The organism is Microcoleus sp. B7-D4 (assembly GCF_036705125.1).
GTDB lineage: Bacteria > Cyanobacteriota > Cyanobacteriia > Cyanobacteriales > Microcoleaceae > Microcoleus.
The window spans coordinates 1-9402 of record NZ_JAUBTT010000157.1 but is presented as its reverse complement, the minus strand read 5'-3'; the positions used below and the strand labels follow the sequence as shown (position 1 = coordinate 9402).

The following is a 9402-nucleotide window of genomic DNA, read 5'->3' as shown; positions in this document are numbered from 1 at the left end:
CCGCCCGCAACGGGCAAGATGCCCGTTCCACAAGAAATATGATGATTTGTGGGGAGTAGGGGCTGGGCTTCTAGCCGGCCCGCAACGGGCAAGATGCCCGTTCCACAAGAAATATTATTGCTTGTGGGGAGTAGGGGTTGGGCTTCTAACCCGCCCGCAACGGGCAAGATGCCCGTTCCACAAGAAATATGATGATTTGTGGGGAGTAGGGGTTGGGCTTCTAGCCCGCCTGTTAAACCCTCATTTATATTAGTAGAAACAATCGGATTTTGAGCCAATCCTGACAGCAAAAAACCCATCAACGGCTGACACCGATCGCCACAAGCGCCATAAAATTCTCCCTGTATCTTATCGCCAGATGGTGGCCCCCACCAAAACTCAGCCATTGCCAGCGGTTTCAGATGGTGTACTGCCGCGTAGTGGAGCAATTTTGGCGCGCAACAGTCGCCGGTGCCAGTGGGAATAGAATTTGTTGGCATCAATGAGGAGATGGAGCTCGATTTCCCCAAAAAATTCATCAGAGTGTAAGCCGCGTGCATTTGCGTTTGAAGTTCGCGGGAAAGTTCTTTTCGCTGCTGTTTTAGCGCCCGCATCCGTCGATCCGCAGCTTCAATTAATTGTTTTAGGGGCTGCAATGTTTCATCCCGCTGTCGTTTCAATTGTCTGCGTTCAATTTTCTCCAAACGGCTTTCTTGATTCAGTTGTTCCAGGGCAATTTCTAGTGTTTCTGCTGTGAGAGTTTGACACAGTAACTGGCGTTTTTCGTCTCGCTGCTGCTTGCAATTGCGATGCCGATCGCTCAAAACTTGCATTTGCACTTCAAACTCCCGAAATAAGGCTTCATACTCTTGTCGCTGCGGGAGTTGATTCAGTGCAATAAGTTCCTGTTTCATCTCCTCCAATTGAGTTAAGGTGCGGGCTTCCTCGAAAGCCACACGAGCTCGTCCCGGAATCGGTGGCACCCAGCCTTCAACAATGCTGCAACCATTCAGCAGCCCGGAAAATGCTTTGAGTATCCCCTGTTCCCCCGAAGGCCTCTCCACCAGTAATATGCCGTACATCTTCCCTTCGCGATCGTAGGAATCGTCAGCCGCCAGGTACTGCATCAAACCCCGCGCGAGATCCTCGGACATTCGAGTGCGCGGCAGTCTCAGCAGCTCGCCACTTTGAGGACAACGGCCTTCGTACCAATAATTCGGCTGCGAGTCGATCGACTCCCAATGACAGTCCGTGACATCTAAAAGCGCGTAAAATTCTAACATATTAAATTTGGTTTGAAATCTGAATTAGGACATATCTGCTTGTATCCTGGATGCTTTCGGTCAATCTATTTTAGATTTTAGATTTTAGATTTTAGATTTTAGATTTAAGCATTGACTTGCGCGAGATAAATTCGGGGGGCAAGTTTCATCGGATACAGGTTTTTTATTTCTGGGTCCTGAGTCTGCTTTCGGAATGAATCCGGGGGCTTGTATCCTGGATGCTTGATTGTCAATCTAAAATCTAAAATCTAAAATCTAAAATCGACTGACCGTATCTTACAGGGGTGTACCGAAAGTGGGAAGGGTGCATAATTTTATACCTACTATAATTAAGTAAAAATGATTGGTCGCACCAAGCCTGATATGCTAAATTTGTTTCCAAACAGCAGCGAGATTAAGAAAAGCATAAGTTAATATATAAGACCGCAAGCTTGTTATCCCACTAAATTTTTTATGTGCAAGGCGTATGCCAGACCTCTCGACTTCGGCTCCTGAAAACTCCTCAAACCCCCAACCAGCTCTGCTGCCGCCGATTTTAAGAATTTTTGCAGCATTTCCAGATTACGATCGGGGCAATAGATTGTACGCCGCAGGAAGGTACGAAGCGGCAGTCCTTTGCTACGGAAAAGCGGTTCAAATTAAGCCGGACTGGGCCAGGGCGTGGCTGAATCTGGGCAAAGCTTACAAGCAACTGCATTCCTACGCAGAAACCGTAGCCTGCGCCGATCGAGCTACAGCAATTAATCCCGAAGAATACTGGGCTTGGATGCTGCGCGGCACAGGGCTGTTAAGTTTGCAAAATCACTCAGAAGCGATCGCGGCTTTCGACACCGCAATTCAAATCAATTCAGAAAAGCACGAAGCTTGGTATCAGCGAGGCAGAGTTTTAGAGGAATTGCAGCAGTGGGATGCAGCCGCAACCTGTTACAAAAAAGCAACCCAACTTCATCCGAATTTGCCCGCCATGTGGTATCGGCAAGGCAATGTGTTGGTTCAAGCGGAGCGTTACCCTGAAGCCGTGGCGGCTTTTGAGCGCGCGCTGAAACTCGTCCCGACTAATTGGGAAGCTTGGCTGAACCGAGGTTTGGCTTTGATGAAAGCCGAACGCTACGCTGAAGCTGTAACTTCTTACGATCGCGCCATTCAACTGCAACCACAAAATAGTCTGGCTTGGTTCAATCGCGGCATTGCTTCAGCAAAATTGCACAAATATGCAGAAGCGGTGACAGCTTACGATCGCGTACTGCAAATGCAGCCCAACGACTGCGAAGCTTGGTTTTATAAAGGAATGGCTCTCAAACACCAGTGGGCCGACGCGGCAATTGCTTGTTTCGATCGGGCAATTCAAATTAACTCTTTTTATCCCGAAGCATGGATCGGGCGCGGTCAAACACTGTCAGAATCGAGAGATTTTGAAGGGGCGATCGCTGCTTTTGACCAAGCCATTCAAATTAATCCGAATTTTCCCGAAGCTTGGCTGGGTAGAGGCATCGCCCTAGCAGGATTGGAACGGTACAAAGAGGCAATTATCGCTTACAGCAATGCCCTACAAATTGAAGGTAATTTTCTAGAAGCTTGGAACTTGCGAGGCGAAGCTTTGGAAAAATTGCAGCAATACGAAGAAGCGATCGCCTGTTTTGATAAAGTAATCTCTCTGACTTCAGAAGCAGAAATTACATCAAAAGTAGGCTTGCAACAAGGCGCAGCGCTGGAAAAATTGCAGCGTTACGAAGAAGCCGTCGCAGCTTACAACCGCGTAATTAAAATCGTGCCCGACAATTTTGAAGCTTGGTTGAAACGCGGCAACGCTTTGTCAAAATTGCAGCAGTACGAACAAGCTCTAGCATCATACGATCGAGCAATTACTATCTGGCCGGATAACTATCAAGGCTGGGTACAGCGAGGTCTGATCCTAGGGGAAATGCAGAACTATTCCCAAGCACTCGTCGCTTTTGACCAAGTGATTCAACTCAAGCCAGACAACTGGGAAGCTTGGGCGCAGCGGGGCGACGTTTTGCAAAAATTGCAGCGAACTCAAGATGCCATTAGCTCTTACGGAGTCGCCCTCGAAATCAAACCCGATTACTACGAAGCTTTAGTTAGTCGAGAAGAATTGAGACTCAAGGGCGCGATGTCAGGAAAGTGGTAAGGAATGAGAATTAAATAACTTACAATGCGTGATGGTTCTTGTGGGATGGGCGTCCCGCCCGCCCTTTCTGGACGGGCGGGACGCCCATCCCACAATAACAATTAAAATTGTAAGTTATTTAATTCGCGATCCTTAATATCATGTCCGATAGATTGACCATAATATCCCGGCAGTTAATCTGTAGGGTGCGTCGCTGCGAAATATTGGTCGATAAAACTTACAGATTGACGGGTGGCGACGCACCTTACACGGGCTAGAAGATTGTGTGTACCACATCTACATGGAATATGCTGTAAATGAACAATTAACAATCGAATTAAGTTGATTATGCGACAAAGATAGGGATTTTCTAACGCCAGATAACTTGTGATAAGCTGATGCACATCAGCTTAATATCATGTCCGATAGATTGACCATAATATCCCGGCAGGGCGGGTTTTTGAGATTGTTAATTATTGGCAGATATTGTTGGTGAACCCGCCCCTACCTGATACCATTTCTCTAAAATCGTGCAACACTCTTCGACCCCCCCTAACCCCCCCTTGCAAAGGGGGGGAACAAGAATACTGTTGCATTCTTTTTTAAAATTGGTATGATTTGGGGTAATCGACCGGACATGATATAATTCTTACTTTTTTATATAGCATTACTCGGAAATCTCTGCTTCAAGACAGGCATTACCGGACAAGGTTTTTGCTCCTGTAAATTCTCTGGTTTGTTCCAAGTAAAAGGGCCTTTTTTCTCCGCCGCCATCCACAACAAACTTTTTGCTCGCGTCATCGCCACATACAGCAGTCGAAACTCTTCTGCTGTTTTCAAATAACCTGCTTGTTCCCACGCTTCGCCTAGATTTGGTAAAGGATATTTTTCGTGCAAACTTGCTCGAATTTGTGCTCTCGCTACCTCTGCTAAAGTGAAATCTCCTAAAAATCGGGTTTGCGGCAAAACTCGCAAATTTCCGGGGATGGTTTGTTCGTGCAGAAACGGCAAAAATACGCAATCCCAATCTAATCCTTTAGCTTTGTGCATGGTAATAATGGTTAGTTGACCTTTGCTGGTATAACGTTCTTCTATTTTGTCGTCGGCATCCACAGGTTCAAATCTTTCGGAACTCACAATTTCGCTAAGTACACCCAAAATATTCCGCATTGAATTGTTGCCGGCTGTTTGGATTGCTACCCGTTCTGCTAATTTGTCGGCGGTGGCTAATTCTGTTTGGTCGTATTGCAGCGCTAAGGCTAAGAAGGAAATGATTTGGTAGGGTGGCAGTTCTAAGCTAGCTTGCAGCAAACCGCAGCAAAAATAGCGACATTTGCGAACCGGGTCTGACTGCTGGGGGTCTAGGGGGCCTGGGTAAAGGAATTGTTCGGGGCTGGTAGCAAAAGCATTGTAGTCTTGTTTGGGAATCAGTTGTCGATCGCTCAAAATCTTTAACGCTGCTTTCAGGTAGTCTGGAGAGTGGGGGCGATCGAGAAATTGCAGCAGTGTTAAGATTTCCCAAGGTACTTGAGAATGTCTGTCGCGTTCTCCCACATCCTCAATTTTAATCCCGTATTTCCGCAAATCAAAGCTTAATCCGTGTTTTTGAGGATTTTCTAGCACTTCTTTGATAAACTTACCTTGTTTGTTTTCCCGCACCAAAATAGCCATCGATTTCAGATTCTCTAACGGCAATTTTGCGCTATTTTCCCCCTCGGTAGGTTCAGGGTCTGATTCGATATTTTTGCCATTTATTCCAAATTCAAACTCTGCGGGTAAAAATTCTTCTACTAACTCAATTACCCGCTTGCCAATCAACTCAACTGTATGGTAAATATCGCGGGGAGTATGCAATTCTAAGCCTCGACCAATGGGAGCAGGATTGGCATTTTGCTGCGGGTCATCGCTGGGTACTGGCTTAATAGTTTGGTCGCGAAAAGGCTTTTCATTTTTCGCTAATTCCGAAGCATTTACCCATTGCAACATAAAGTTAGCGGCATCGATAATTACTTGGGTGCTGCGGCCTGCACCGTCCATAGTCGCTAACTTATTCTCTACTTCGCACTCATCACAAAATTGGTTAAAATAAATCGGGTCGGCGGGAGTGAAAGTAGAATTAATCGCTTGATTTGGGTCGCCAACTCTGATAAAATTGGGAGGTGAGGTAGGATGATCTGGATCGATCGCCAATGTTTCCAAAAGCCGAGTTTGCAAAGGTGTAGAATCCTGCGCTTCGTCCTCAAAAACAGCAAATACTTGCTTTTGCTCGATCGCCCTCGCCCTCGGATTTTCCAACACCCGCAAAGCGGCTAAAATCATCTCGTCGTAATCGATGAATTCCCGACTCCTCAACAAAGCCTGATATTTTTGATATAAACCCCCAGCTACAGCTAAAATCTCATAACCGTCCCCAGTATCAAGAGCGTTCATTTCTAACAACTGTTCGGGAAATAAACCCGAAGATTTCGCCTCGTGAATCACAGTTTTAGCTACCTGCGGCAAAATTTCTGTCCGCAAAACCGATTGTCGCCGCAGCCTCTCCGTTTCCTCTCCGTCGAATTGCTGTCCTTCCAACAAAACTTGATATCTGCGGGGATTTTCGGCAATCCAAAGTTCTACACAGGTACGAATTAATCGGTGACTTTGAGTTGGAGTAACTAAGGTTGAATTTTCTAAATTTAAACCCGACAAATCGGGATGGCGCATCGCAATATTCAAAGCTAAACCGTGCAAAGTGTGCACCGCAAAACCGCCTTGAGATAAAGACAATTCTGCCAATCTTTCCCGAATTTTAGCTTTAATATTAGCAGCAGCCGATCGCGTAAATGTCACGACAATTAACTGGCGGCGGCTGTGAAGCCCGTTGCGGGCGATCGCAATTGCCGACGCAGCAGCCATTCCCGTAGACTTCCCGGCCCCCGGAACCGCAGAAACAGCAAGGGGGCCGCCTTGCCAGTCCGCCATGTCCTGCTGGCCCGCACGCAAGCTTTCGCGAATTTTAAGGCAAGCTTGTTCTCGCAAAGCTGCGGCAGAGTCTAACCCAGAGGAAATGTTGCCAGGGCGATCGATATTCGTTGTCGATCGCATAAAATCAGAATCAAATTCATCAGTCATTATTACATCCGCATTTATCTGCGTTCATCTGCGGTTAAAAATAAAAAAATCTGCAACCTCTACCGTTTCCATTTCGGTATCGGCTAAACTAACACGATCTATTCGAGCTTAAATTAAAACCAGCATAAAATTCAATACCCAAGCCTTTTTTAGAGGAGTCACCCAAATGAAAACTCACCTCAAAATCAATTCCCCCCCGCACCCAGGGCTGTTTCATTCTCACCAAAAACGAGGTTTTTGTAGGGGTAGTGCCCCCGTGCCTACCCCCGCCACCAACCAGCGCATGGGGGTTTCAGGCCAAAAGGGCCGGCACGGGGGCGCGGCCCCTACCAAGAATGAAACGGCCCTGCCCCCGCACCAGCCAAACCCAAACTCAGCCAACAGCAGCACAACTCGTTTGGCTGTGGCAGTATTCTTAACTTTATCTTCAGCCATTGCTTTGCCTAGCTGCGGTGGAGCTACATCCAGCAGCCATGAAAACCAAGTTGCCGCATCGGCTCCACAATCGGCACCAGCACCGGAGCCAGCAGCCCAAAGGTCAAAAACTTCTGGTGCATCAAAAAAAGCAGCAGAAACTCCAGCAACCCGTCCCCAACTAATTAAAAAAGCCCAACTCAGTGTAGTTGTTAAATCTATTGACGCCAGCACTAAATCTGTTACCAATATTGTCGAAAAACAGCAAGGCGATATCTTGGGTTTCCAAAATCAAAAGCCTCCGGATTCCAGTGTCCGCCAAACCGCGTCTGTGGAGATTCGCGTACCTCAAGAACGTTTAGAAACAACTTTAGACGCTTTGGCAAAACTCGGAACTGTAGAGAACCGTTCTCTGACGGCTGAGGATGTTACCAATCAATTAGTTGACAGCGAGGCTAGGCTGCGGAACCTCCGCAAATCGGAAGAAATGGTGTTAAAAATTATGGAGCGATCGGGTTCTATCGGCGATGTGCTCAAAGTTTCTCAAGAGTTGAGCAACATTCGGGAGTCGATCGAACGCATTGACGCTCAGGTAAAAAGTTTGCGAAATCAAGTAGCCTATTCGACTATTAGCTTAACTCTACAAACAGCAGTATCCGCTCAACCAACTCCCGAACCTTCTCTAGGTTTGCGGGTACAGGAAACTTGGGGGAAAGCAACTCATTCTGTGGGTGAATTGACGCTCGGTTTGTTTGGTTTGGGTATTTGGCTGTTGGCTTACAGTCCTTATTTGCTGTTAATCGGGGCTGCGGTTTACGGCTTTAATCGATTTAAGAAACAGCATTCTGTTCCGACAATTCAAGAACCGAAACCGCCTCAGTAGTCAGTAGTCATTAGTCAGTAGTCATTAGTCATTAGTCAGTAGTCAGTAGTCAGTAGTCATTAGTCATTAGTCAGTAGTCATTAGTCAGTAGTCATTAGTCATTAGTCATTAGTCATTCCACCCACATAAAATTTATCTATTGTGGAACGGCCGGAAAACCCGTTCTTAACACCAACGACAACAGTCAACTGACAACAGTCAACTGACAACAGTCAACAGTCAACAGTCAACTGACAACAGTCAACAGTCAACAGTCAACAGTCAACTGCCAACTGACTAATCATCAATTTGCCATCCATCTTTGGTATAGTCTTCATCCACAATTTTTTTCGGACGCATCACCAGAACAACTCGCCCCAAAATAGGAATATCCGGGGATTGTTCAAACCAGTACAATTCTAAATTGCCAGCGTTATCGGCTAGGAAATAACTCTCAGCATCCCACTGTCTTTGGGCTCGATCGGCAATAATCAAAACTTCTTCAACTTTGCCTTGCAGCGGTACCGGCAATTTATCGCTCATTTCCAAAACCGCCACCGGATCTTCAGCGTTCAAAATTACCTGCCATCCGGGAATGGCCACCCAAGCTCCGGCTCCAGAAAATTTTACCATTCGGAACGGCTCGATTTCCTCCGGCAAAGGCACTGCCAGCAAATCTCTCGTAGAAAGTGGCAATTTGCCCACAACCGGGACAATCCGGGGCAATTGTTCCTCGGTATCGAGCCGGTAGACGGGCAAGCGGGGCGCTTCCCGTCTCGGAACTACGGTAAAATCGACGAGCAACTGCTCGATTTGCGCCCTAGCCGTTGGGCTGCTAGCTAATTTTAAACCGCGAGCAATTAAGCGCGATCGCTCTTGCAAATCGCTTTTCTGTCTCGCCAATTGCCAGCATTGGTAAGCCATAGCATCGCCGGGAGTGTCTGTGAACCCTTGGGGAAGACTCCCGAAGTGCGAAAACTCCTTGATCGCTTTAGCAACTTGGCGAGCATCGTCAACATCCAAATTGTGGGTTAGCATCAAACCAGCCGCCCCGGCCCGCTCTACTTGAGAGAGAATCCGAAACTCGTATAAGATATCGCTACCTTTTTTTAAGAAGTGCGATCGAACTTCCTCTGAAGCCCCAGCATTGACCATGCTGGTGTAAACTTGGGCTGCGACGCTTACTTGATTTTGCTGAATTGGCTCAAAACCAGTTTCTTCAAAAATCCTTTGAGAGTTGTAGCCAGCTTTTAGCAGTGCTGTGCAGGCCTGTCCCCACTCTACCCAAGTGCCTTCTTTGCGGCGGAGCGAGCGAATTAACTTTTCGGCATCCACAGCATTGGTGGAGGGTGCAGATGCAGGAGGGGAGGAATCTTGCGGTGTATCAGTCATAATTGAATCAAAAACTAGCGCTAAGTTATGTGTGATTGGATACCGGCAAGGCTCGTGTCGCGGCAGAGCGATAGATTAATAGTAAGTGAGTTATGAGACTATTGTTACCGGAAAACGAGAGGAAAGCCCCCGACTTCAGGCGTGGGGATGAACTCGGCAGCGGATGCGGCCGCCTACAGTCTTAGAAAAATCCTGGTTGATTTCTAAAAGCATGATATGATTATATCATG

At 47.0% G+C, this 9402-nt stretch carries 5 protein-coding genes; 2 read left to right on the top strand and 3 right to left on the bottom strand.

The features are described from left to right. Positions 1-1262 (bottom strand): RluA family pseudouridine synthase (locus QUB12_RS35070; protein ID WP_333301185.1); only part of this gene is annotated, 1262 nt, incomplete at its 3' end. Positions 1263-1728: 466 nt separating this feature from the next. Between QUB12_RS35070 and QUB12_RS35065 the strand changes: the two genes are divergently transcribed. Continuing rightward, positions 1729-3411: a tetratricopeptide repeat protein gene (locus tag QUB12_RS35065; protein WP_333148238.1), complete on the top strand. Its 1683-nt coding sequence runs from the start codon at positions 1729-1731 to the stop codon at positions 3409-3411. Between the two features lie 636 nt (positions 3412-4047). On the opposite strand, the gene QUB12_RS35060 is transcribed toward QUB12_RS35065, so the two are convergent. Next, positions 4048-6504 carry an ATP-dependent helicase gene (locus QUB12_RS35060; protein ID WP_333147198.1) on the bottom strand — a complete coding sequence of 819 codons (2457 nt, stop codon included), beginning with the start codon at positions 6502-6504 and terminating at the stop codon, positions 4048-4050. A gap of 166 nt (positions 6505-6670) precedes the next feature. On the opposite strand from QUB12_RS35060, the gene QUB12_RS35055 reads away from it, so the two are divergent. Beyond that, the gene (locus tag QUB12_RS35055; protein WP_333310742.1) at positions 6671-7801 is read left to right on the top strand and encodes a DUF4349 domain-containing protein; all 1131 of its coding nucleotides are present in this window, start codon (positions 6671-6673) and stop codon (positions 7799-7801) included. A gap of 276 nt (positions 7802-8077) precedes the next feature. Here QUB12_RS35055 and QUB12_RS35050 read toward each other — a convergent pair whose 3' ends face one another. Continuing rightward, a complete protein-coding gene (locus tag QUB12_RS35050) occupies positions 8078-9172 on the bottom strand; it encodes a RuBisCO accumulation factor 1 (RefSeq protein ID WP_333310740.1) in 1095 nt (364 codons plus the stop codon). Between the last annotated feature and the right edge of the window lie 230 nt (positions 9173-9402).